Consider the following 23,560-nt stretch of genomic DNA (forward strand, 5'->3'; position numbering starts at 1 on the left):
TCATACCCGCACTTTATTTTATACGGCTTTGCCCCGGTCCCGCTCGATTTATGCTGTTTTGTTCTCAAGTCTTCTGGAGAGCATCGACAGCAGGAAGTTTACGGTGAAATAGATCAGTGCGACGAGCGCCAGCGTCGGTATCGCGTAGCCATAGCTGTGCCCGATTACGATATTGGCATTGTGCATCAGCTCCGGCAATGAAATGACCACCGCGAGTGAGGTATCCTTCAGCAGCGAAATGAACTGGCTGACCAGTGGCGGAACCATCCGCCGCAGTCCCTGGGGGAGCACGATATGCCACAGGGTCTGGAAATTGCTGAGACCGGAGGAACGTGCAGCCTCAATCTGCCCTTTATCAATGGACGTCAACCCGCCCCGGACAATCTCAGCGATCATCGCCGCCTCGAATATCGTTAGTGCAGCAATCGCCGCCGTTATCAGTCCAAGCTTAATCCCTACCTCCGGCAAAGCGAAGCGGATGAAGAATATGATCAGCAGCAGCGGCAGATTACGGATCAGCTCGACCAGGTAGAACATCACCGGAGACAATACCGGCACTTCCGAGTAGCGGATGACTCCAATAATACAGCCAATAACAAAACTCAGGATGATCGATACAAAAGCAACGATCAGCGTAATATACAGTCCGTCCAGCAAAAACTTCAAATTATCGGCGGAGTATGCACCAATAAAATCCATGATATCCCTCCTTTATGCTTTGAGTGGCTTCTTAATATTTGCGCTGCAGTCTGCGTTCCCACACGCGTACGCCGTAGCTGAGCGGAAGGGTAAGCACCAGATAGAACAACGCCACGAAGATATAGGTGTCGAAGGTACGGTAAGTCTCTGTTGAGATACTGTCCGCGAAATACATCAGATCAAGGCCGGCTACCAGTGTCAGCACCGAGGAGTTCTTGATCAGGTTGATGAACTGGTTGCCGAGCGGCGGGATAACCAGCTTGATCGCCTGCGGCAGAATGATATGCAGCATCGTCTGTATGTAGCTTAGGCCGGATGAACGGGAGGCCTCCATTTGTCCCTTGGGAACGGCCATGATTCCGGCGCGGATCGCTTCGGCGATGAAGGCTGAGGTGTATACCGCAAGTCCGATTGTTCCCGCCTTGAAGCCGTCCAGCGTAAAGCCCAGAGCAGAAGGTCCATAATAGAAGATGTACACTACAAGCAGCAGCGGGATATTGCGGATGAACTCCACATACGCCGTTCCGAACCAGCGCAGCGCTCTCACAGTAGTAATGCGGAAGACCGCAATCACCGCTCCGATCAGGAAGCTGCCGATCAGGGCCAATACACTGGACAGCACGGTGCCGTAGAACCCTTCCATATACAGCCCGAAATAATTCGTTAATATTGAAAATTCCATAGATTTCACCTGCCTTTGCCCAAAGATGAGTTCATTCTTGCCCCACATAGGAATCCTTCCTATAAACAAGTAGAAACGGCAGTGCCATCCTCATGGGATGGCATCCGTTTCTGCGAGTAATATAAGGCAGGTTGTTAAGTAAGCTGAAGCTTAGCACATGCTTATTTCGCTGGAGCTTTACCAATCCATTTCGTATAAATGGCATCATACTCACCGTTTGCTTTCAGTTCAGCCAGTGTATCATTCACGGCTTTAACTACATCGGTGTTGCCCTTTTGTACTGCAATGCCGTAAGGCTCATCGGTGAACGGCTCGCCTACAACTTCATAGCCCGGGTCCTGCGAAGCCATACCGTACAGAATCGCATCATCCGTAGTCAGTGCATCGCCTTGGCCGGCCTTCAGGGCGCTGAATGCATCCTGATAGTTATCGAATTCAAGCACGGTTACACCCGGCACTTTTTCTTTGATATTCTTAATGGAGGTTGCGCCCTTGGAGCCCAGGATCTTCGTATCCTTCGTTACGTCATCCAGTCCGGTAATCGGGCTGCCCTTCTTCACCAGCAGGGATTGGCCTGCCTGGAAATAGACGTCGGAGAAATCAACTTCCTTCTTGCGTTCTTCAGTGATGGTCATTGTAGCTACAACCATATCGATTTCGCCGTTATTCAGCATCGGAATACGTGTCTTGGAGGTAACTTCCTTCAGCTCAATCGCGTTCTCGTCACCCAGAATTTTTTTGGCGATGGCTTTGGAGATATCAATGTCGAAGCCCTCTACGTTGCCGGATGCAGGGTCCTTCAGACCGAACAGGCGGGTGTCGTACTTCACGCCTACGAGCAGCTTGCCGCGTTCCTTGATCTTGGCAATCGCCTCAGAGTCAGTAGCCGTTCCTGCAGCAGCGTCATTCCCTCCGGCATTGTTCTTGGCATTGTTGTTGCCGCAGCCGGCAATCACGAGCATAGCCGCAATCATCAGTACACTTAACATTTTGAAGCTTTTTGACATTTTCATTTCTGTTCCTCCCCTGAATCCTATATATTTGTTTAATGACTTAATACACGGCTGAGAAACGTTCGTGTCCGGTCTTCACGCGGACTGGCGAAGAATTGCTCCGGCTCCGCTTCTTCCACGATCTGTCCCTGATCCATGAAGATTACCCGGTCGGCCACCTCGCGGGCGAATCCCATCTCATGGGTAACGACAACCATCGTCATGCCTTCGCGGGCCAGAGTCCGCATAACATCGAGTACTTCCCCGACCATTTCCGGGTCAAGCGCCGAGGTCGGCTCATCGAACAGCATAATCTTCGGCTTCATCGCCAGCCCCCGGGCAATCGCCACACGCTGCTGCTGTCCGCCGGACAGCTGTGAAGGATAGGACTGTGCTTTATCGGCAATCCCGACCTTTTCCAGATAATACATCGCCGTCTTCTCGGCTTCCGCTTTGCTTAGTCCAAGCACCTTAATCGGCGCGAGTGTGATATTATCGATTACTTTTTTATGCGGGTACAGATTGAAATGCTGGAAGACCATTCCGATCTCTTTGCGCAGCTTGTTGATATCTGTCTTGCGTTCATTTACAGTTATACCGTCAACGGTCAGTCCGCCGCTCGTAATAGTCTCCAGTCGGTTAATGCAGCGCAGCATAGTGCTCTTGCCGGAGCCGGAAGGACCGACTACGACAACCACTTCCCCTTCCTGAACATGCAGGTCAATGGCTTTCAGTACATGGAAATGTCCGTAATGTTTGTCTACCTGATGAAAGTCGATCAACGACAGGGCCTCCTTTGTATATCATTATGTGTTTGTCAGCTATGGTAACACTTAAAACACACCTTACTTTAAAGACTACCGAAAACTACAAAAAACTACGAAAACCTTTAATCACTCATGTCATTTTCTTTTCTAAATGTGACGTATTTCATTTTCTTTTTACGCCTATTAATGTTTTTTATCAGTTCGCTGTAACTTATTGTGACATTCCTCTCTTGAAAAACCAAAATACTCCCCGCAAAATCAAGAAAAGCCGGAAACACAAAAAAAGCTGGAAACACAAAAAAAGATGTCCGCAGCCATTCGTGGCTTCCGCGACATCTTGTACGGGCAATCTATTCAATTCAAGTCTAGAAAAAGAGTTTGAAGATTACTCCCGCCAGCACTGCGCTGATCGGAATGGTAATAAACCAGGTCACCACGATACGTCCGGCTACTCCCCATTTCACGGCGGAGAAGCGTTTGGCTGAGCCTACCCCGAGGATTGCAGAGGTAATGGCATGTGTCGTACTTACCGGCAGATGAAGCAGTGTAGCTGTGAAGATAACGGACGCGGCCGAAATATCTGCTGCGAAGCCGTTAATCGGTTCAATTTTGAAAATTTTGGTACCCATGGTCTTAATGATCTTCCAGCCGCCGATGGACGTTCCGAGCGCCATGGATGTTGCCGCTGCAATCTTAACCCAGAGTGGTACATGCATAGTGTCGAGCCGTCCCGATGTTACGAGGGCAAAGGTGATAATCCCCATCGCCTTCTGGGCGTCATTCGTACCATGTGTGAAGGATTGGAGCGCCGCCGTAATGATCTGCATGGAACGGAAACCCTTGTTCACGGTATGCGGACTGCGCTTTGCAAAGATCCACTTTAGAATCATCATCACAACATAACCGATGGCAAATGCGATCAGCGGGGAGAAGATCAGCCCCTCCACAATCTCAATGAAGCCATGCCATTTCACATTCTCCGAACCTGCACCTACATATACCGCTCCGGCCAAAGCTCCGATAAGCGCATGGGAGGACGATGATGGAATCCCGAGCCACCAGGTTACCAGATTCCAGATAATCGCCGCAATGAGCGTCGCAATAAGAATATCTATCCCGTTATCCAGGAGTGCCGGGTCAGCAATGCTGCCGCCGATCTTCTTCGCTACGCCTTCAAACATCAGCGCACCGATAAAGTTCATACTTGCTGCCATCATAATGGCTGTACGCGGCTTCAGCGCGCGTGTAGAGACTGAGGTAGCGATTGCGTTGGCTGTATCATGGAAACCATTGATAAAGTCAAACGCCAGCGCAAGAAATATAACAAAACCTAGTACATATATAGATGTATCCATATTTCAGAGCCCCTTATGAATTGCGCATGATGATCGATTCCAGCATGTTGGCTACGTCTTCACATTTATCCGTGGTCGTCTCCAACCGCTCGTACAATTCTTTGCGCTTAATCAGTTCAATCGGGTCTTTTACAGTTTCGAACAGGGCCTTCGTACAGATACGAAGCACTTCATCGCCTTGGTTCTCCAGATCATTCAGACGGATCGTGTATTCACGGATCGCCAGCAGCTTCTTCTGGGAGAGCAAATGAACCGCTTTTTGGATTTCATACGCACTTTGGCGCAGAATTTCCGCGAACTGGACGATATACTCATCCGCATCCAGCAGGTTATACATATAGAAACGCGAGGCAGAAGCCTCCAGACCATCAATAACATCATCCATGCTTGTGATCAGGTCCATGATGTCGTCACGTTCCAGCGGCGTAATAAAAGTTTTGTTCAGTTCCTTGATGACGGTGTGCGTGTAGGTATCGCACTGGGATTCGTATTTCTTCATCACCCCGGCGAAATTCTCAACATTGTCCTGGAGAGTTGAAATATTCTGAGCGAAGTAATCTGCCGCCTGAACAATGGTATCGGCCATGTTTTCCAGCGTCTCAAAGAATATATCCTTTTTTCTCAACTTCATTAGCTTTAAACCCCTTTACATAAAATTGCCGTGAAAACGTGAAGCCACCCAAATGTAAACAGCATGAAAATGAATGACAACCCTTGTTATCTTATCATATCAATAGAATGGATAGAAGTAAAAAACCGAACTTTTTTACACTATAATAACAATTCCCTGTAATTGCGAAAATAATCATATGAACGGTTAATTATCCGGTGCTTATCAGGTGGGACTAGGTGCCAGCGCATAATCGACATGGCTGCCGAAGGATGGACTGTTCGGTACAATCAGAATATGCGTTATGCCGGGGTACATCAGCGCTTCCCTGCCGTCTTCTTTCACGAACCGGATGATGTCTCCGGGCCTGCGCGACCATTTGCCGGGAATCGCTACTCCGCGCTGAAACAGCAGCGCTTCCCCGCCCAGCTCCACATCCACCTGCAGCCTGCCGACATCATCGAGCACCTTATGGTCAGAGCCCATTACGATTACGTTCGCCGCTGCCACCGGACTGTTATTATTCAGATCCAGATGCGGTTTGCCGTTCACCCAGCGGACATAGGTGCGCTGCTCAGCATTATATTTATACCCCACCGTATAGCTCTTCAGCAGGAAGCTTACATTGAATTCCAGCGCGGGCTTCCCCTCAGTAGGCGCATAATCCGGATCTGTGAAAAGCAACCCGGGAACCTCCACACTTTCGGCAAATCCCAGCTTCCCTGCACCTTCCCGCAGCTTGGCGGCATTGCTGTATAGATTATGCGGGGCTTTGCGCTCCTTGTCCCGCCAGAAGTAGGCACCTGCACGGCCGATCTCGTCCATGTCCTCCTTCTTCTGCTTCTGCAGAATGGCGTAAGCCGCCGGACTGCCTCCCGCATGCACAGTCACACCGCCGTAGCTCTCGCCAATGTCGAGCAGATAAGGGCGGATACTGCGGATCGGGCCGATCTTCACCACCCCGGTATGACTCTGGAAGATTCCGATCAGCCGGGTAATTCCGCCCTCCGCCAGTACTTCGTAGAGGATATCCGCTTCGCTGACTCCGGATTGCGGCCGGGCAGCCGGGGCATTATTGATCATGACTGCGAGCGGTCGGGGTAGCGTTCCGTCCGTAGCCGGAAGCCCCGTTAATCCGGATACTATTCCCGCTGCAGGCGCTATTGTCGGAGTGGGCTGCGCAGCTTCTGTCGGCTGGGGTTCAACAGTAGCTGCTACTGTAGTCGGCACTGGAACCGTTACTGCATTCTCTGTCCCGCAGGCGGAGAGCAGCGCGGCAGCAAGGACGAAGACTGATATAGGACGGGCTGAAGACCGGTTTATCGTCATAAACTTGTTGTTCCTCCTAAAGTTTTGTCAGTAAGCTTTCTTTCATTTAATCATAGCTGGCAGAGTTTGTCTTGAGCACACGGGAAAATCTGCATACAAAAAAGGATACAGCCATTAAAGCGGCTGTATCCTGCATTTATTTGTGTATTAGTCGACCATCCAGCAGTTTAAGCTTAGGGTACCGTATTGATAGGCCTGAATCATTAACTGCGCCCGTCTGCCCTCATCGGCTGTACCCATTACATAGAAGAGCGGTACGAAATGTTCCTTCCCGTAGGTGGGAACGGCCTCCCGCACATGCGGAGCCTGCTTCTCAAATGCAAAAAGTGAAGCCAGATCCCATGCTTCGAGCCGCTCAGCGATCCAGGCATCGAAGTCGAGCGCCCAGGGCTCGGGCTGATCATCCTGCTTCAGCAGCCTGAGATTGTGGACCAGTCCTCCGCTTCCGATCAGGAGGATTCCTTCATCGCGCAGCGGGGCCAGCATCCGTCCGATATTGTACTGCTCTTCGGGAGAACGCATCGAATCGACGGATAAGGCTACGACGGGAATGTCGGCCTGCGGGAACATTTTCTTCAGAATAACCCAGACCCCATGGTCAAGGCCCCGGCCGAGTATAGGCTGATGACAAAGATTGCTATCCTTGAAGAGTGCGGAAATCCTGCTGCTTAACGCGGGATCGCCCGGGGCCGGGTAGGCCAGCTTATACATCTCTTCCGGAAAACCATAGAAATCATGCTGCGTTTCATGCTGTGCGTCCACTGTAATCAGCTGCTGGGGACTGTCCCAGTGCGCCGAGAAAACTACAATGCCGCGGGGCTTCCCCAGATCAGAACCCAGCCGCTCCAGGAAACGTGTGTATTCGTTATCCTCAAGAGCCAGCAGCGGAGAGCCGTGCGCAATAAAGAATGCCGGTAATTTCATAGGGTGCCAACCTCCATAACCCAGTATATGGTCTGCCCTTTTATTTTACCGCTTATTCTTACGTATTGCACGCATGGGACCTCTCCTATATCATCCAGTTCTGCCATTCCTCCTGCAGATGCTCCTGCTGATTCATCCATTCCCTGGTGCGCTTAAGCACCTGCTCCTGTGCCGGACCTGACGAGAAGGTATGGTCGCCCTGGAAAATAATCTCCTTGTCGCAGCGGCCTTCAGGACGTGTCCAGAACAGCTTCTGGTAGAGGAAGGCATAGTCAACGGGAATAACATCATCGGAGGTCCCGTGGATGACCAGCACATCACCGCTGAATTTCCCGGCCTCCTGGAACGGCTGGAACGCTGCCAGTGAGTTGAAGTACACCGGGGTGAACGAATAGCCGGAATAATCGGCTGAGCCGCTCTTCACCGACCGGTCATAGGCTTCCCTTCCGACAATCTTTACGATATCATTGAACGGATAGCCGACCGCAGACCACAGCACCAGGTTCTTCACCCGCCGGTCACGGACACCGGTCAGCAGCGCTACTGCACCGCCCAGACTATGTCCGATCAGCGTCACACGCTGCGGGTCCACATCGGCCGAGCTGATGCCGTAATCCAGCACCGCCCGGGTCTGGCTGATCATCGACTCCATATCTTCGCTTCCGTAATTACCGCTGCTCTCCCCGCAGCCTACGTAGTCAAAGCGGATAACCATATAGCCATCCTGCGCCAGCTCACGGGCTGCCTTAACGAAGATCCGGTCTACACCAATCCGGCTGCCCACGAAGCCGTGGCAGATCACTGCAAGCGGCACCCGGTTCTTGCACCGTCCGGTGCCTGCCTTGTCTGCGGATGGATAGTGTATGCTCGCTGTCAGTTCCTCTCCATTATGCCGGATGATAATATTCCGTTCCATTGCTGCGCCCTCCCTGAAAGCTGATTTATTTCAAATTATAATTATTCCGATTAATTTAGTATGATTTATATCTTTATTATACGATTCTCCTTAATTTCTTGTCAATAACCATAGTCCTCCGGATTTCCTGAAAAGAGCCCCTTCCGCTCCCGCAGGAGCAAAAGAGGCCGTGGGTCAAGCTTGAGCTTCACTCAGTCATAGCTGTCGTGAAACATATCATGGGTCTCCTGCCGGCCTTCCCAGTCTTCAAGTCCGTTCTCCGGTGTCACGCCAGCAGCATCCCAAAGACTGAAGCCGTCAGAATTGCCCCAATCCCCCACTTCATTAGCAGGTGCAGGCGCGAAGCCGTCGCCCACAAATTTGCCGGGTTCCTGTTTGTTCTCCTGTTTCATAACGCTCCCTGCCTTCCTCTAGCTATATTTGGTGAAGCAACCACCTCTTCAGTGTTCACTCTTCCAAACGGATTATTCAGGGATTAACGAAAGAAAAGTTACGCAGAAGCGGAATCTTCTGATCCGCCTGCAAGGGTTGTCCTTGCACACCACTGCTGCACAAACGTATACTCTAGGTTAAAGGCTAACCTGATTAATCCACCTTGGAGGTATACGTCCATACTATGAAAGTTAAAGCTATGATTAAGCAAAACAACCTGCTGCGTGAGCAGATGACGCCATTTAACCGCTCTTTTTTTGAAGATATGATTCTGGCCATGCGGGCCAGCTCGGTAGACTCTGTCCGTGCAGAGGAGCTGCTGCTGGAGGCGGCTGAACTGCTGCTGAAGGGGCAGGCCAAAGGCAGGAATGCCAAGCAAATCTTCGGCGAGAACCCCGGAGACTATTTCAAAGATGTGATGAACAGCAGCCCCCCGCGCTCTCCGCGCAGCAAGCTGAAGAACTCCCTGATGATCTCTTTGTCCGCCCTGACCATTCTGTTCGGAGTGATGGGCGCTGCCGGACTGATCATGCAATGGAGCGGAGGTCCGGATGAAATCTTCGGCCAGATCAGTATTTTCACCCTTATCATAGTAGGTATCGGCTCGATTGTTCTGATTGAGCTAATTATGAAATGGATGGCCTCGTTGTCTGAGGACGATAGCCCGAAGCCCAAGGCTTTTGATATCAAAGGGCTGGGACTCTATGTCGGAATTGCGATTGCTGCCGTATTTGCCGGGATGTTCCTCGATAATCTGTTCCCGGTCATCCGGATTGCGCCTTGGGTCAGTCTGGTTCTTGCCGCAGCCGGTGGTCTTGGACTGAAATTAATATTTTTCAAATCATAGAGAATATATTCAACTTTTATTCCACACAGGAGGAGACTTGTATGAAGAAGCACGTCGTTCTAACCGCCGCTATTGCTCTGCTCATGGGGCTGGAGGCAGCAAGCTCCGCTCCTGCCCGTGCTGAGAGCAGTGCGGGCCGCGGCACAGGCACGTCTGAGGCGGCTGCCAGCACTAAGGCGGGTGTTACCGGTGCGGCCGTCCTCAGCCATGCTGAGGCTGTCTACAGGGCTGCGCTGCCGCTGTTCTCCTCAGGCAACCTGCCGGGTGCTATTACTTATATGAATACCAATCTGTATGCTGTCACTCCTTATCAGGCGACTGTTCTGACACTGAAGCTGGAGAACCTGCACAAATCGCTCCTGCCTTCCTGGGAGAAGAAATTCAGCAGCAGTGAGGTACAGCGGAAGCTCATCTCCGTCTATAAGGCGGGAGTCAGCATGGTGAAGCTGGCCGAGAGTACGGAGAATGCTTCACTTCGTGCGCTGCTGAAAAGCGCGGGAGAGAGCGGCTATAAGCTGGAGACGGCCGAAGGCACCTTTTTCCCGGTGATTGATTATGCCGCTTACCGCAAATATAAACTGTACGTGACGGAGGATATCCGTGATTATATTTCAATAATGGCGACCGAGTCGGATCTGCCCCCTTCCAAGGATAACGGGCTTGTGATCGCCTGGGGGGATGTCGCTTCCCGTGCACTAACCCAGGAGCAGTTTATTCAGACCTATCCCAAATCCAACCGCCTATCAGCAGTCAAGACACTTTATAACATGTACGCAGTGAATACATTCTATGGCCAGAACAACACGCCGCTCTTCCATTACGATAATCTGGAAATGGATCTGGAGGCACAGAAAGCCTACAGCAGCATCCTGGCCAAAAACAGCAGCACCAGCCCGTTCCTGCAGAAGCTCGATGGCTTCATGAAGCTGATGAAGAGCAACGGCTATCTCTTGGATGATGACGCCGAGCAGTATCTGAAGACAGAAGTGCCCCAGTCCTGATAAGCGTATAACTCAGCAGCACCGGATGTGCGCAGCAAACTTATCGCTATGAAATAAGACCCGCCCGGGTTGAACCCGGGCGGGTCTTATTCATATCCATATAAACGGCTATTGCCGCTGACAACGATTATATTAGATCAGCATGCTGAATAAATTGACATCCTTGTTGATCTCTACGTAATCCACGCCCTTCTGCTTCATCCGCTCAATCAGCGGGGCGTAGGCATCTGTGGACATCAGCTCAATGCCCACCAGTGCCGGGCCGTTCTCCTTCTCGTTCTTCTTCGTGTATTCGAACCGGGTAATGTCATCGTCGGGTCCGACTACCTCAGTCAGGAATTCACGCAGGGCACCCGCGCGCTGCGGAAAATTAACCATGAAATAATGCTTCAGGCCTTCATAGATCAGTGAACGCTCCTTGATCTCCTGCATCCGGTCGATATCATTATTGCCGCCGCTGACGATGCAGACCACGCTTTTGCCGCGGATCTGATCCCGGTACATGTCCAGCGCAGCAATCGGAAGCGAACCTGCCGGCTCCACAACAATCGCATTCTCGTTATACAGCTCCAGAATGGTTGTACAAGCCTTGCCTTCCGGCACTTTGACTACATCATCCAGGAGCTTCGAGCAGATGTCGAAGGTTAAGCCGCCGACACGTTTCACCGCCGCACCGTCCACAAACTTATTAATTTCCTTCAGGGTGATCACCTCACCGCATTCCATCGCCTCGCTCATGGAAGCTGCTCCCGTAGGCTCCACACCAATCACCTTGGTCGCCGGGCTCACGGTCTTCACATAGGTGGCTACACCTGCCGCCAGGCCGCCTCCGCCAATCGTAACAAATACAAAGTCAGCCGGCTTGTCCAGGCTCTCCATAATCTCCATCGCAATCGTACCATTGCCGGCGATAATGCGCGGCTCATCAAACGGGTGAATCAGCGTCATGCTATAGTCTATACAAGCCTGCAGCGCTTCATCGTAAGCATCGTCGAAGGTATCCCCCTTCAGAATCACTTCCACGAATTCGCCGCCAAAACGCCGGACCTGCTTAATCTTCTGATTAGGTGTAGTGCTCGGCATAAAGATTTTGCCTTTGATTCCCAGTGCCTTACAGGAATACGCCACACCCTGGGCGTGGTTACCCGCGCTTGCACAGACAATCCCCTTCGCTCTGTCCTCGTCGGACAGACTGCGGATCATATTGTAGGCTCCACGGATCTTGAAGGAGCGTACAATCTGCAAATCTTCGCGTTTCAAATACACATTACAGCCGTATTTAGCTGACAGTACCGCATCCAGCTGCAGCGGCGTACGGACGATAACCTCCCGCAGCACATGATGTGCGCGTACAATATCTTCCATTCCTACGATCCGGTTTTCGCCTTCTCTCATCTTTTCCTCGCCTCACTGTCTCTTTCTTATCGTTTCGCTTCTTGTAACATACTCTTCCAAGGACATTTTTTCAACCCTTGTCCTCCTCACACAATACAGAATCCACTGCCGGTGGAATCCTGCTACTCCACCCCTCATTCTTAAGTTCATCTTATATAGTTGTATAATGTGCAATTAAAAACAGCGAAAAGGGAGGCCCGCCTCTTATAACTGTATTCTGTACAACTAAATCTGCCCGAATGGGCAAGAACCGTCTACATAGTGCTTTTTAGTTGCACGAAATACAACTAAACGGATAATTGGTTGTAAATCAGACGTTTTAGTTGTACAAAGTGCAATTAAGCCTACCGGAAGACCCTCCTAGGCATATACCGTAATCCCTTCACGGCGTCCTACCCTCATACTTTAATCTCCTCATTTCCTCATTTAGCACTCCAAATGCCCCTCCTATGCGCCTATGCTTACTTTCCATACGCAACAAGCAAACGGCCCTGCCATACATCAGCAGGACCGTCCCCTAGCTTGCTATAACTAGACCTTAAACCGCGAGACCGTCTGCAGCAGCTGCGCCGAGCTCATCTTGATCTCCTCCATCTCGGCAACGATGCTGCCGGACTTGCCGATGATCTGCTCCGCCTGGACGGCGATGACCCCGGCCCCTTCTGCGCCTTCATTCGTTGCACTGCCCGTCTCGCTGATCGCAGTCAGCATGCTCTGAATGGAAGCCAGCAGCTCTTCGGAGGTGGCACTGAAGTCCGTTACCAGCTCATCAATATACTTGGCATCTTCGCTGTACCGCTCACCCGTCTCCTGCATCGCATCGTAATCCTTCAGCACCTGCCGGTCCATGAAGCGCAGCATGCTCTCCGCGCCCTCAACCAGATTGGATACCGCCTGGACTACCGCTTCAGTAACTCCCTGGATTTCGGTCACCGTCTCCCGCGAGTTATCAGCCAGCTTGCGGATTTCCTCCGCCACAACGGCGAAGCCTCTGCCCGCATCCCCGGCTCTAGCAGCCTCAATGGAAGCGTTCAGCGACAGCAGATTGGTCTGGGCGGCAATTTCCAGAATCGCTCCTGTGAGCGCGCCTATCTGCGAGATCGACTTCGACTGTTCAAGCGCCATGCGCAGCTTTTCTTCACTCTGTCCGTAGATATGATCCGCCTGCCTGCGTGACTCAAATGCTCCCTCTTTCAGCTTATCCGCCCGTACATTAATTTCCCGGGCCGCATCTGCCCCCTCTTGGGCTTTGCGGGCGATACCGTTAATGGCATGCTCGAATTCGATCGTGCTGGCGTTCATTTCTTCCATCGAAGCCGCCGTCTGCTGCATGCCCGCTGACAGCTCTTCGGTAATCCCCGAAATATCGGTGATGCTGCCGTCGAGCACGAACACATTCTTCTCCGTATTCTCCACTGCGCCAGAGATGCTCTGCGAGCTGCGCATGATTTCCTGAATCAGCGACTGCTGTGAGGAGATCATATCGTTGAAGCCCTCTGCCAGTACGCCGATTTCCCCTTTGGCGGTAACCTTTGCTCTTACCGACAGGTCGCCGGACATCGCTTTTCGGAAGGCAGCCGTCAGGATAGGAATCTGCTTCAAAATACTGTTGGAGACAAAGTACAGCAACACAGACATCACTACAATTGAAGCAATAATCGAGAGAATAAAGATCAGCTCGAATTTCTTCAATTCCTGCTCCGCTTTTTTCTCCGGTACGATCAGCGCCACAGACCACTGGTTCTCTACAGCCGGCGAATACGACACATAACTGGCCTCGCCGTCAATATCCGTCTTTATCACATTCGAGCCCCACTGTACCATCTTATCCCCGACAGCTTTCCAGTCTTCACCGAGATCGGACATTTTCTTCAGCAGAATATTGTCTGTATCCGGATGGTAGATGAAGGTTCCTGTCTTATCAATCAGTACGGCATACCCGCTGCCATTGTAATTAAAAGCGCTCAGCGCCTGGGTAATCTGCTCCGTGGAGATATCGGCACCCGCCACACCGATCAGCTTGCCGGCATCGTCGAGAATCGGTGCGCTGACGCTGACGACCATTTTGCCGGAGCCGGCATCAATATAGGGATCCGTAACCGTAACACGCTTATTCTTGGCTGTGCTGGCATACCAGCCCCGCTCCTTCAGCACGAAGTCCGCCGGCGGCTCGAACTCATCCTGCGTAATCACCTTGTTCGCAGCATCCAGACCTATATACACATTCAGCAGGTTCTTATTGTTGTTCTTGACCAGATTCAGGGTGCGGATCAGTTCACTGTACCCGCTGGTGGTCTTCGCTGTTTCCGGATCACTTACACTGGCGATATAGTCACGGATATAGGCGTTGGCATTCAGAAGCTCTACACTGTCCGAAGCGGGCTGCAGCAGCTCGTTGACCTTAACGCTTATCTCTCCTTTCTGATAGGTCAGCGAATTGTTCAGGCCATTGACTATAATCTGCTTGGCATTGCTGTAAATCACTACGGATACAATCACAAGAATAACAATCACAGAGAGGATCACGGACATAAACAGCTTGCCGCGGATTCCCATATTGCTGAAAGAGGCTATAAGCTTCCTCTCCCTGCCCCTTCTGTTCTTCCCCAGTGTCATAGGTCCTTCCACCTTCCATGTATAAAGACTCAAGTCAGCTATGCTGCTCCGAATCTTCTCTATCTTTCGACTTATTTCTGCAAAAATCCCCTTTATCCCTTTACCGTTTCCCCGTAAGCTGTGAAAAAACTGTGACCATGTCAGATATTTTCTCACAAATGTCATGTCCATCATCTGAATATCCCGTATTTCTGCTTATTCATGTCAGGTTATTTGCACAAAAAAACCCTTGTATCTGCGCTATTCAGCAAATAAAAGGGAGTATGAGTTCATACACCAATATTCAGTTCCTATTATCCGGGAGTACGCCGCCCTACTGCTCGAGCAGCTCCTGAAACCATTTCAGGTTCAATTCATGGTGCGCTCTGACATTATTCATCATCGACTTTGCCGTGTAGTAGATCCTATCTTGCTTGGCATCCAGCGCAGAATCAATTTCAGCAATTTTGCGCCGTGTTTGCTCCATCTGCACCGCTACGGCCGACTTGAACCGCTCAGAATCATATTGGTGGGCGAATAGCGTGGTCATATAAAAGGCTAACGTGATATCGTCCGTCTGCAGCGAATATTTAGCCATCAGCGCTTTGAAATGCTCGTCGCCCTGCGTCGTAATCTCGTAGATGTATTGTTCAGGATAGTTGTTAACGCTAACGACTTCAACCAGCCGGACCAAGCCCTCACCCGCTAACCTCTGCAGGTTGTAATACAGTGATCCCTTCGTCATATGAGCGAGATACCTGTAGTCCCGTTCCTTAAAGACATTCATCAATTCATAAGCGCTGGATGGTCCGCAATCCTTCAGCAAACCCAGTATTAATAAGGGTATAATAATAATTCCTCTTTCTATAGATTATTGAAAATCAAGGATATGCTCAGATATCCATTCTCTGAACGTATAAGGCTCCCGTCCCAGAATAGCCAGTACCGTGTCCGTCACGGCGAGCTTATGCTTCAGGGTATACTCCCAGTCCTGGACTCTAAGAGTAATATACTCTTCAGCAATGTACTTGCCCATATAGGATCGGAAGTCATCGATTGTCTGCTCTTCCAGTTCAAGCGATTGTCCTAAATGTTTGGAAATTTCTGTCAATATGTTCCGCTGGCTGAGAATACTCGCCCCTGTAAGCGTTAAGACCTGCCCAGAGAATCTGTCAAAATCGGTAACAACCACGCTGATAACTTCAGCAATATCTGCTTCGTGCACACTGGCCAGCTTAGCCTCCAGGGCCGGTAACCGGATCGTCCCCCTATTGTATCTAAAAAGGTCCCCCCAGTAAATGGTATTATGCATGAAGGCCTCAGCACGGATAAACACATACTGAAAGCCATACGCCTGAATCTGATCCTCGACTTTTTTATGTTTAATCGCATTCTCGTTGTAACCGGCATCCGAGCGGTTGATGGAGGCTGAGGATAAGAACACGATGTTCCGGACACCCTTGGCCCGGGCAGCCTGCAGAATCTCTTCAGCATCATCCAGAAGGATCAGGAATAAGGTCTCCACGCCGCGCAGGCTGTCTGACCAGGCGCTGCAATTCTTGATATCGCCGGTGACGATCATCATATGCTCTGTCCGGTCTGTTAACAGCTTCTCAGGTGTTCGGGTGAGGGCTTTAAATTCGATATCCTTAAGCTTGAGGTAATGTATAACCCGATTTCCAACGGTTCCAGTTGCTCCAGTAATAAATAACATTACAAGGACCTCTTTTCCGAAAATTTAGTCTAATTAGACCACATCACATAATATAGTCTAATTAGACTAAAGTGGCAAGGATTATTATACAAAAAACACAGCCCCGGAGGACTGTGTCAGATATTTCATGATATATAGATCATCTATATTCTATTGTTTCAGCATCCATTTGAGCAGATCCGGCATGCTTGCCCACAAACGCGAATGCATAATGACATATTCAATAGCTTCATTGGAATCGCCCATTCCGACAAAATCCGGGAGATTATGCGGCAGCCGCTTCACACCCAGCAGATAATCAGGCACATGCTTGTTCACCCCGCGCGCAACACGGTACAGCATTTTGAGCTGTGAGGTAATTCCGTTCTTCTTGAACTCCAGTACAATCCGGTCATAGGCAAAAGCCGCTGCGGCATCGTCTTCCCCGTAGTTCTTGATCACCCGCTCCGCTTCCTTCAACTGGTTGCTGTACAAGTAGACAGCGGTCAAAAGATAGCGTGCACCGGTATTGTCATCCGGGTTAAGCTCGAGAATATGCTCCAGAATCTCCGCTGCTTCCTCGGCCTTCCCGCCAAACCAGCAGGATTCCGCATAGCTTTGGCAGATACGGATATAAGGGCGGGTCTCCGTAAGCCCCCAGAAATACCCTTTGTTCTTGGTAAAATAAAGCTCGCCCAGTTCACGTCTGCCTGCAGCAATTCCCGCTTTGAGGAATTTACGCGCCTCATGCTCATTCTCCGATTCCTCGGCCAGGATAAGATAGGCATCCGGACTGTCCGGATAAATCTCCAGTGCCGTCTCCGCCAGCTGAACACGGCGTTTCGCAGAAGTGGCCTCCACCGCTTTGTACAGAAGGGCTTGCGCCTTCTCCTGGGGAGTACCCGGACCATTCAGCGTGATCAGCTCATCAGCTTCTCCGCCCATTCCGTATTCTTCGACATAATTATATAATTCTTTGACTTTACGGGAGATGGTGGCCGCCGTAACTTCGTATTTATCGGCAAGCTCCGTCTGCGACAGCATGAAGCCGTATTCCTCTGACAGCAGATATTCGATGGCCGCGCAGAACGAGCCGGCTTTCTTCACCGCAGGTTTGGTCTGCCGGGAGAAGCCATTCCACAGCACCAGGGCTTCCAGAATCAGTTCCCGGTCGTATTGATTTCTCATGCTCTCAATGAGCTGCAACGCCAGCTGTTCATGGGCCGGATGCTCCCATTTCAGTTCGCGTGCGACCATCTTTTTCAGCTTGGGCAGTGTAAGCTTACTCTCGGTACGTACCGCGGCCTCCGCTGCTGACTGTTCCTGTACGGATTCGCTGAATACAGCCTCTTGTGCTGCCGCATCCTCCGTCGTTACCAGCCGCAGTATGGATTCGACCGCTGACGTTTCTTTATCCAAGCAGCACTTCTTATATTTTTTCCCGCTTCCGCATGGGCATAAGTCATTTCTTCCGACCTTACTCAAAAACAATTCCCCCTTAAATCTGTAACTAAGCATCCGTAAAAAACGGCATCGCTGTTATTGTACTTATTATTTAAGTATCATTTCCCGGCATGGGGCTTTCTATATCCCCTGAACATTCAGCAAGTGGAAACGGCTTGCCCATCCTGTTAAGGACAGTTCAAAAATATAAATCCCTAAATTTTAAAAAAGGCCTTTCCATGAAAGGAAAGACCCTTTATCTGTATATATCCGCACATTTTCCCCCGTACGAGTTGTATTATAGCACTTCTCCTACTACTTGTCAGTCCTTTTTTTGGGACTAATAGCATAAACTAACCCCGCAAAGTGGGGCTTTAGCTTCGATGAGTATACGGGTAATTTGCATTGGCCCCAAAGCATAGGCACTCTTATCTGGCTGAAATACAGTGCTTTATCCTCAGATCAGAGCCTTCATAGCGATGTCACTACGGCACTGTTTGCCCGGGAAGGTGATCTTTCCGGCACTGGCATATGCTGCTGCACGCGCTTCAGCAATCGTAGGACCCATGCCTACAACTCCAAGCACCCGGCCGCCGCTGGTTACCCAGCTGCCATCCTCACCGCGTGCAGTTCCCGCATGGAAGACCAGACTTGTACCGTTCTCCTCCAGTCCGCTGATCGGCACACCCTTCGGATACGGACCGGGATAACCTTCCGAAGCCAGGACCACGCAGACTGCGGCCTCATCGCTCCATTCAATCTGAATATCCGCCAGCCTGCCTTCTGTAACAGCCAGAAAGATCTCCAGCAAGTCGCTTTGTAGCCGGGGAAGAACAACCTGCGTCTCGGGATCACCGAAGCGGGCATTGAATTCTATCGTCTTCGGTCTGCCGTCCGGCGAGATCATGAGCCCTGCGAACAGTACGCCGCTGAAGGGGCGCCCCTCAGCCACCATGGCTTTGGCTGTCGGCTCGATGATGGTCTCCACTGCTTCGCGGATAATAGCCTCATCGATATGCGGAAGCGGGGAGTATGTCCCCATGCCTCCCGTATTAGGTCCTTTATCGCCGTCGAATACCGGCTTATGGTCCTGTGCAGCCGCCATCGGCCGCACTGTTTCGCCATCCACAAAGGCCAGAATCGACATTTCCTGCCCGGCCAGAAACTCCTCAATCACGACCTGTGCGCCGGCTTCACCGAACACCTTAGCCACCATGATATCCTGCAGAGCCGCCTCCGCTTCCTCAAGGGAATACGCCACGGTCACACCTTTGCCTGCGGCCAATCCGTCCGCCTTGATTACAATCGGCAGCTCCTGAGTACGCAGATAGGCAAGTGCAGTCCCATAATCACTGAACTTCTCATACGCCGCTGTCGGAATGCTGTACTTATGCAGCAGATCCTTCATGAAGGTCTTGCTGCCCTCGATTTCCGCCGCATTCTTCCGTGGGCCGAATACAGGAATATCCTTCGCTTCAAATGCATCGACGATCCCCGCTGCCAGCGGATCATCCGGTCCGATGACGACCAGCCCGATCTCCCGTTCCTTGGCAAACGCGGTCAGCTTATCGAACTCGAATACGCCGATCGGCACACATTCGGCAAGCTGCGCAATCCCGGCGTTGCCGGGTGCACAGTAGATTTTACCGGCCTTGGGACTGCGGGTTAAGCTCCAGATGATCGCATGCTCCCGGCCGCCGCCGCCGACCACTAAAATATCCATAAGTATGTTACCCTCCCAGCGTTCTAGTGTTTGAAGTGGCGAACGCCGGTGAAGACCATGGCAATGCCGTATTCATTAGCAACCTTAATGGATTCCTCGTCCTTAATTGATCCGCCCGGCTGGATAACCGCCGTAATACCAGCCTTGGCAGCCATCTCCAGGGTGTCGCCCATCGGGAAGAAGGCATCTGACGCCAGTACGGAGCCTTTGGATTTCTCTCCGGCCTGCTCAATCGCAATCTTGGCCGCGCCGACACGGTTCATCTGTCCGGCACCTACGCCTACGGTCATATTATCAGCCGCCAGCACAATCGCGTTCGACTTCACATGCTTAACCACCTTCCAGCTGAAGAGCAGCTGCTTCAGCTCTTCTTCCGTTGGCTTGCGGTCGGTTACGACCTGCAGCTCCTCTGGATTCACGGAATGCACGTCACTTTCCTGCACGACCATCCCGCCCTCAATGGAGGTTACAACAAAGCTGGTTTTACGGGAAGCCGCCGTGCTGAGGTTGCCCAGCTTGAGCAGGCGGATATTCTTTTTCTTCGTCAGGATTTCCAGTGCTTCTTCCGTGAAGCCCGGAGCCAGAACGATCTCAAGGAAAATATCCTTCAGCATATTAGCCGTATCCTCATCGATAATCCGGTTCGCCGCTACAATTCCGCCGAAGATGGAGGTTGGATCGGCATTGTACGCTTTTTGATAAGCCTCATATACACTCGCACCCACGCCTACACCACAAGGGTTCATATGCTTAACAGCCACTACAGCCGGTTCTTCGAATTCTTTTACAATCTGCAGTGCCGCATTAGCGTCGTTAATATTGTTGTAGGACAGCTCCTTGCCGTGCAGCTGCTCCGCAGCGGTGAGTGTATCCTGCGCAGCCAGCGGCTTGCGGTAGAACGCAGCCTTCTGATGCGGGTTCTCCCCGTAACGCAGATCCTGGATTTTCTCGTAAGTGACCGTATAGCGTTCCGGCAGCGGTTCACCGGTTACATTCGCCAGATAATCAGCAATCAGGGCATCGTAAGCCGCCGTATGGCGGAAGACTTTGGCCGCAAGACGTTTGCGGGTCGCAAGGGTGGTATCTCCACCCGCACGCACTTCCTCAAGCACTGTAGCATAATCCGCCGCGTCCACTACCACACTGACAAAAGCATGGTTCTTCGACGCCGAACGCAGCATCGTAGGTCCGCCGATATCGATGTTCTCGATAGCTTCCTCATACGACACATCCGGCTTGGCAATAGTTTCCGCGAACGGATACAGATTTACTACCACCAGGTCGATGTAGTCGAGTCCAAGCTCGGTCATCTGCCGTGTGTGCTCTTCGTTATCACGAACCGCAAGGAGGCCGCTGTGTACAGCAGGATGCAGCGTTTTGACGCGTCCATCCATAATTTCGGGGAAGCCTGTCACATCGGATATCCCGATGACCGGAACGCCTTCTTTAGCCAGAAGTGTGCTGGTGCCGCCTGTGGAGATAATTTCTACGCCTAGTGCAGACAACTCGCGGCAAAAATCTACGATGCCCTGTTTGTCCGATACGCTGACCAGCGCTCTTTTGATACTCACTTTGAATAGTCCTCCTCTGGATTCACGCTAGATTAGGTTGTGGCCTATGATCGCAGGATCATTGTCGCCGGTTAGCCCGTGCTTATAACTTGAGTTTTAGAGTGTTTATAGAATAAGTGGATTTACGTCATTTAATTTCGGCTTGTTATCAGCCAGATAGAAAAGTAGTTGGAAATTGTCCATCTAAATGATGCCATATGCGCCTTAGAGCCTACAAACGCCAGAATTAGTTGTACTTTATCCAATTACGTTCTGCGATCACTGGTATTCAGACAAATTAAGTGGAGTGAATCCAATTGCTGTATCGACAGCAACCGGCATGTCAGCAAACCCGTAATTCCGGCAATTTCAAACTGCTCAGTCAGCCAATCCGACATCTTGCAGACTTTGTGCAATATTTCCCGAGAAATATCAGAATCAGCCGCACCTGCCTGAACTACATTTTTTGTGTTTGTCAGATCCGGCTGATATGGCTTCTGCTATTATTCGCCAATTGTCGTTATTCTTCCGTTCAGATCCACTCTGCCGGCTGCCAAAGCTGCCACCACTTCGGGATACAGCCCGTACTCTACCTGATGGATCCGTTCTGCCAATGATTCAGCGGTATCTCCCGGGTTCACCTCAACGCTGCGCTGGGCAATAACCGGTCCGGTATCCATGCCTCCGTCGACAAAATGCACCGTAACTCCCGTCAGCTTCACGCCATAATCCAGCGCCTGGCCAATCGCATCCTTACCTGCAAAGGCCGGCAAAAGCGACGGATGGATGTTGATGATCCGTCCCGCATAAGGCTCAAGCAGCACCGGTGAGATCAGCCGCATATACCCGGCCAACACGATCAGCCCGATGTCCCGGCGCTGCAGCTCGGCAACAATCGCTGCCTCGTACAGCTCCCGGCCCGCGAAGTCCTTCGGCCGCAGCAGGAGGGCGGGAATTCCCGCTTCCTCCGCCCGCTGTGCCACAGGCGCTTCCGGCTTGTCCGAGACCAGCAGCTCTATGCTGCCTCCGCCGAGCTTACCCTCCTGCTGCGCCTGGACCAGTGCGGCGAAATTGCTGCCCTGACCCGAAGCAAATACAGCGATCCGGCTCCACTCCATCAGACTTCAGCTCCTGTAAAGGTAACCTTACGCTCACCTTCTGTTACAGTTCCGATAAGGTAAGCTTCTTCTCCGCTTGCTTTCAGCAGCTCCAGCGCACGTTCTCCGTCGGCTTCAGCCACTACCAGTACAAGGCCGATCCCCATATTAAAAGTGGTGAACATATCACGGTTGCTTACATTGCCTTTGCTCTGCATCAAGCCGAAGACCGGCTGAATCGGCCAGGAGCCGTAGTTAATCTCTACGTTTACATTCTCAGGCAGCACGCGCGGGATATTCTCGATGAACCCGCCTCCGGTAATGTGAGCCATGCCTTTAACCGGAAGCTGTTCCAGCAGCGACAACAGCGGCTTCACATAGATTTTGGTTGGAGCCAGCAGCACATCCACGAGCGGAGCGTCTAGTTCAGGCACTACGTCATTCAGTCCGTAGCCGTCTTCCTCCAGCAAAAGCTTGCGTACCAGCGAGAATCCGTTGCTGTGAATGCCGCTGGAAGCCAGACCAATCACCGTGTCTCCCGGTGCAATGTCCGCGCCGGTTACCAGCTTCGCTTTGTCGGCAACCCCTACCGTAAATCCGGCGATGTCGTACTCACCGGCCGAATACATGCCGGGCATCTCGGCCGTTTCGCCGCCAATTAATGCGCAGCCTGCCTGATGGCAACCTTCTGCGATTCCGGCAACGATCGCTTCGATCTTCTCCGGCACTACCTTGTCGCAGGCCAGATAGTCGAGGAAGAACAGCGGCTCTGCGCCCTGCACTACGATGTCATTCACACACATGGCTACAGCATCGATGCCAATCGTGTCGTGGCGGTCCGCTGCGAACGCGATTTTGAGCTTCGTGCCCACGCCGTCCGTTCCCGATACGAGAACAGGCTCTTCATATTTGTCCTTATTCAGGCCAAACAGTGCGCCGAATCCGCCCAGCTCCGTCATCACTTCAGGACGGTAGGTGCGCTTCACATGCTTCTTCATGCGTTCTACCGCTTCATTGCCAGCCGCAATATCCACTCCGGCGTTTTTATAAGCTTCCGACACTTTTGGACACCTCATTTAAATTAGTTTAGAGCGCGGGTTCGGGGCGGCAGGGATTTGAATCTTTTGGTGGTTATAGTCGTCATTACGAAGAATATTTGGACTTCCGGTCGCTGTTATATTTGGATTTCCTGATTTGAACCGCAATTTGCGGTAGAAATCCAAATATAAAGGCGAACGCTGACGCTCCTACAGTTCCAAAATTCCTCTTCATGACTCCAACCACCGGGGTTAAAACCCGTGCCGCAAGCCGAAGTTCGCGCCTTGCACAGCAGCACTGTTTCGGCGCTGTGGGCGAAGCCCAGCGCCTCCAAGCGCACGGGGCGAAGCCGTGCGTGCCCTTAGGCGACAGAACCTCCGATTTTGCGCAGCAAACAGGGCGGGTTCTGCAGCACTTCTGCGCACGGGGCGAAGCCGTGCGCATCCTTAGGCGACAGAACCTCCGGATTTGC

21 protein-coding genes are annotated in these 23,560 nt (G+C 51.5%); 2 read left to right on the plus strand and 19 right to left on the minus strand.

Annotated elements, in window-relative coordinates; all coding sequences use genetic code 11:
- Nucleotides 1-48: 48 nt before the first annotated feature.
- The 10 genes from NSU14_RS28405 to NSU14_RS28450 all read right to left on the minus strand — a co-directional run bounded on the left by NSU14_RS28405 (nucleotide 49) and on the right by NSU14_RS28450 (nucleotide 8,666).
- Nucleotides 49-699, minus strand: coding sequence for an amino acid ABC transporter permease (locus NSU14_RS28405; protein ID WP_042133429.1), 651 nt, complete (start codon nucleotides 697-699; stop codon nucleotides 49-51).
- 31 nt (nucleotides 700-730) lie between these two features.
- Nucleotides 731-1,381 carry an amino acid ABC transporter permease gene (locus tag NSU14_RS28410; RefSeq protein WP_039298474.1) on the minus strand — a complete coding sequence of 217 codons (651 nt, stop codon included), beginning with the start codon at nucleotides 1,379-1,381 and terminating at the stop codon, nucleotides 731-733.
- Between the two features lie 161 nt (nucleotides 1,382-1,542).
- A complete protein-coding gene (locus NSU14_RS28415) occupies nucleotides 1,543-2,394 on the minus strand; it encodes a glutamate ABC transporter substrate-binding protein (RefSeq protein ID WP_039298300.1) in 852 nt (283 codons plus the stop codon).
- Nucleotides 2,395-2,426: 32 nt separating this feature from the next.
- Nucleotides 2,427-3,155, minus strand: coding sequence for an amino acid ABC transporter ATP-binding protein (locus NSU14_RS28420; protein ID WP_076248059.1), 729 nt, complete (start codon nucleotides 3,153-3,155; stop codon nucleotides 2,427-2,429).
- A gap of 350 nt (nucleotides 3,156-3,505) precedes the next feature.
- The gene (locus NSU14_RS28425; RefSeq protein WP_039298295.1) at nucleotides 3,506-4,495 is read right to left on the minus strand and encodes an inorganic phosphate transporter; all 990 of its coding nucleotides are present in this window, start codon (nucleotides 4,493-4,495) and stop codon (nucleotides 3,506-3,508) included.
- Nucleotides 4,496-4,508: 13 nt separating this feature from the next.
- On the minus strand, nucleotides 4,509-5,126 hold the full coding sequence (locus NSU14_RS28430; RefSeq protein ID WP_039298293.1) for a DUF47 domain-containing protein: 618 nt from the start codon (nucleotides 5,124-5,126) through the stop codon (nucleotides 4,509-4,511).
- 204 nt (nucleotides 5,127-5,330) lie between these two features.
- A complete protein-coding gene (locus NSU14_RS28435; protein ID WP_076248057.1) occupies nucleotides 5,331-6,434 on the minus strand; it encodes a DUF3048 domain-containing protein in 1,104 nt (367 codons plus the stop codon).
- A gap of 147 nt (nucleotides 6,435-6,581) precedes the next feature.
- Nucleotides 6,582-7,358 carry a DODA-type extradiol aromatic ring-opening family dioxygenase gene (locus tag NSU14_RS28440; protein ID WP_042133424.1) on the minus strand — a complete coding sequence of 259 codons (777 nt, stop codon included), beginning with the start codon at nucleotides 7,356-7,358 and terminating at the stop codon, nucleotides 6,582-6,584.
- Nucleotides 7,359-7,443: 85 nt separating this feature from the next.
- Nucleotides 7,444-8,274: an alpha/beta hydrolase family protein gene (locus NSU14_RS28445; RefSeq protein ID WP_039298286.1), complete on the minus strand. Its 831-nt coding sequence runs from the start codon at nucleotides 8,272-8,274 to the stop codon at nucleotides 7,444-7,446.
- A gap of 191 nt (nucleotides 8,275-8,465) precedes the next feature.
- Nucleotides 8,466-8,666 (minus strand): hypothetical protein, encoded by a 201-nt coding sequence (locus NSU14_RS28450; RefSeq protein ID WP_042133422.1) that lies wholly within the window; start codon nucleotides 8,664-8,666, stop codon nucleotides 8,466-8,468.
- 239 nt (nucleotides 8,667-8,905) lie between these two features.
- Between NSU14_RS28450 and NSU14_RS28455 the strand changes: the two genes are divergently transcribed.
- Nucleotides 8,906-9,553 (plus strand): DUF1129 family protein, encoded by a 648-nt coding sequence (locus tag NSU14_RS28455; protein WP_179093633.1) that lies wholly within the window; start codon nucleotides 8,906-8,908, stop codon nucleotides 9,551-9,553.
- Between the two features lie 41 nt (nucleotides 9,554-9,594).
- Nucleotides 9,595-10,554, plus strand: a complete 960-nt coding sequence (locus NSU14_RS28460; protein ID WP_340948053.1) for a hypothetical protein — start codon at nucleotides 9,595-9,597, stop codon at nucleotides 10,552-10,554.
- A gap of 132 nt (nucleotides 10,555-10,686) precedes the next feature.
- Here NSU14_RS28460 and ilvA read toward each other — a convergent pair whose 3' ends face one another.
- From ilvA to purM, 9 genes are all read right to left on the minus strand, one after another.
- Entirely contained in the window at nucleotides 10,687-11,949 is a 1,263-nt protein-coding gene (ilvA, locus tag NSU14_RS28465) for a threonine ammonia-lyase IlvA (RefSeq protein ID WP_039298277.1), read from the minus strand.
- Nucleotides 11,950-12,480: 531 nt separating this feature from the next.
- Nucleotides 12,481-14,565 (minus strand): methyl-accepting chemotaxis protein, encoded by a 2,085-nt coding sequence (locus tag NSU14_RS28470; RefSeq protein ID WP_052421657.1) that lies wholly within the window; start codon nucleotides 14,563-14,565, stop codon nucleotides 12,481-12,483.
- Between the two features lie 313 nt (nucleotides 14,566-14,878).
- Complete coding sequence (locus NSU14_RS28475; protein WP_052421656.1) at nucleotides 14,879-15,370, minus strand: PadR family transcriptional regulator; 492 nt, start codon at nucleotides 15,368-15,370, stop codon at nucleotides 14,879-14,881.
- Nucleotides 15,371-15,415: 45 nt separating this feature from the next.
- Nucleotides 15,416-16,258 carry an NmrA family NAD(P)-binding protein gene (locus NSU14_RS28480; RefSeq protein WP_042133417.1) on the minus strand — a complete coding sequence of 281 codons (843 nt, stop codon included), beginning with the start codon at nucleotides 16,256-16,258 and terminating at the stop codon, nucleotides 15,416-15,418.
- A 150-nt stretch (nucleotides 16,259-16,408) separates the two neighbouring features.
- Nucleotides 16,409-17,755 carry an SEC-C metal-binding domain-containing protein gene (locus NSU14_RS28485; RefSeq protein WP_144026201.1) on the minus strand — a complete coding sequence of 449 codons (1,347 nt, stop codon included), beginning with the start codon at nucleotides 17,753-17,755 and terminating at the stop codon, nucleotides 16,409-16,411.
- A gap of 382 nt (nucleotides 17,756-18,137) precedes the next feature.
- A complete protein-coding gene (gene purD / locus NSU14_RS28490) occupies nucleotides 18,138-19,403 on the minus strand; it encodes a phosphoribosylamine--glycine ligase (RefSeq protein WP_076248051.1) in 1,266 nt (421 codons plus the stop codon).
- A gap of 23 nt (nucleotides 19,404-19,426) precedes the next feature.
- Complete coding sequence (purH, locus tag NSU14_RS28495; RefSeq protein WP_340948056.1) at nucleotides 19,427-20,974, minus strand: bifunctional phosphoribosylaminoimidazolecarboxamide formyltransferase/IMP cyclohydrolase; 1,548 nt, start codon at nucleotides 20,972-20,974, stop codon at nucleotides 19,427-19,429.
- Between the two features lie 482 nt (nucleotides 20,975-21,456).
- Nucleotides 21,457-22,071, minus strand: a complete 615-nt coding sequence (gene purN, locus NSU14_RS28500) for a phosphoribosylglycinamide formyltransferase (RefSeq protein WP_042133409.1) — start codon at nucleotides 22,069-22,071, stop codon at nucleotides 21,457-21,459.
- Nucleotides 22,071-23,111 carry a phosphoribosylformylglycinamidine cyclo-ligase gene (gene purM, locus NSU14_RS28505; RefSeq protein WP_340948057.1) on the minus strand — a complete coding sequence of 347 codons (1,041 nt, stop codon included), beginning with the start codon at nucleotides 23,109-23,111 and terminating at the stop codon, nucleotides 22,071-22,073. The genes purN and purM overlap by 1 nt, the downstream gene beginning before the upstream one ends.
- Nucleotides 23,112-23,560: the final 449 nt, after the last annotated feature.

The organism is Paenibacillus sp. FSL R10-2771 (assembly GCF_038000205.1).
GTDB classification, from domain to species: Bacteria; Bacillota; Bacilli; order Paenibacillales; family Paenibacillaceae; genus Paenibacillus_AQ; species Paenibacillus_AQ phytohabitans.